The 1,186-nt window shown below is 73.4% G+C and carries 1 protein-coding gene; it reads left to right on the forward strand.

Features of this window, described 5'->3' with window-relative positions; translation table 11 throughout:
* Positions 1 to 177: 177 nt before the first annotated feature.
* Positions 178 to 1,186: cellulose-binding domain-containing protein (locus DQW06_RS28735; protein ID WP_198662586.1), on the forward strand; the 1,009-nt coding region annotated here is incomplete at its 3' end.

Genomic DNA, 1,186 nt, shown 5'->3' on the forward strand with positions numbered 1-1,186 from the left:
CTCCCCCAGGTCGGAGGCCCGCCATGCCCCTGCCGCGCACACGCCACCTCTCACGCGCGCCGCCGAGCCCGCCACCGGTCAGCTCGCGACACCGCACTCCCTGGGCGCACACCCCGCAGCCCTCCGCCCCCGCGGCGGAAGGCCAACCCCCACACCGCTCACGCACCAGGAGCAACCGTGAGAGCACGACTTCGCCAACGAATCGCGGCACTGGCCGCCGCGGTCGTCCTACCCCTCGCACTGGCACCCGTCCCGGCCGCGTCGGCCGACACCGCGGGCGTCACCGTCACCTACGTGGAGACCAGTCGCTGGGAGACCGGCTACGGCGGGCAGCTGACCATCGCCAACGGCTCGGGGTCGGCGCTGACCGACTGGAGCATCGGCTTCCGGCTCCCGTCCGGCACCGCCATCACCAGCCTGTGGAACGCCACCCTCAGCCGCTCCGGCGACGCCTACACCGTCACCCCGCCCTCGTGGGGCGCCTCCGTCCCGGCGGGCGGCAGCTACTCCATCGGGTTCAACGGCACCCACGGCGGCGGCGACACCGCTCCCGTGGACTGCACGGTCAACGGCGGCGGCTGCTCGGGCGAGCCCGGCGAGGAGGACACCGAGCCTCCCACCGCGCCGACCGGCCTGACCGTCACCGGCACCACCTCGACCACCGTGGCCCTGCAGTGGGGCCCCGCGGACGACAACGCCGGGGTCGCGGGCTACGAGGTCCTCTCCGGCGGCGAGGTCGTCCGCGCGGTCACCGGCACCACCGCCACCGTCACCGGGCTGGCGCCCCAGACCGAGCACACGTTCACCGTGCGCGCCTACGACACCTCCAACAACAGGGGTCCCGAGAGCGGCGCCGTCACCGCCACCACCGACGCGGACGGCGGCGGCCCCACCGACCCGCCCCAGGAGCGCCGGGTCGCCTACTTCACCCAGTGGGGCATCTACGGCCGCGACTACCTGGTGAACGACCTGGTCACCTCGGGCACCGCCGAGAAGCTCACCCACATCAACTACGCCTTCGGCAACATCAACGCGAACGGCGAGTGCTTCATGGCCAACCAGCTCGGCCAGGGCGACGCCTGGGCCGACTACGGCCGCTCCTTCGGGGCCGCCGACAGCGTCGACGAGGTCGGCGACACGTGGGACCAGGACCTGCGCGGCAACTTCAACCAGCTGCGCGAGCTCA

Origin of the sequence: Nocardiopsis sp. TNDT3, from assembly GCF_003427465.1 — a bacterium.
Classification (GTDB): domain Bacteria; phylum Actinomycetota; class Actinomycetes; order Streptosporangiales; family Streptosporangiaceae; genus Nocardiopsis; species Nocardiopsis dassonvillei.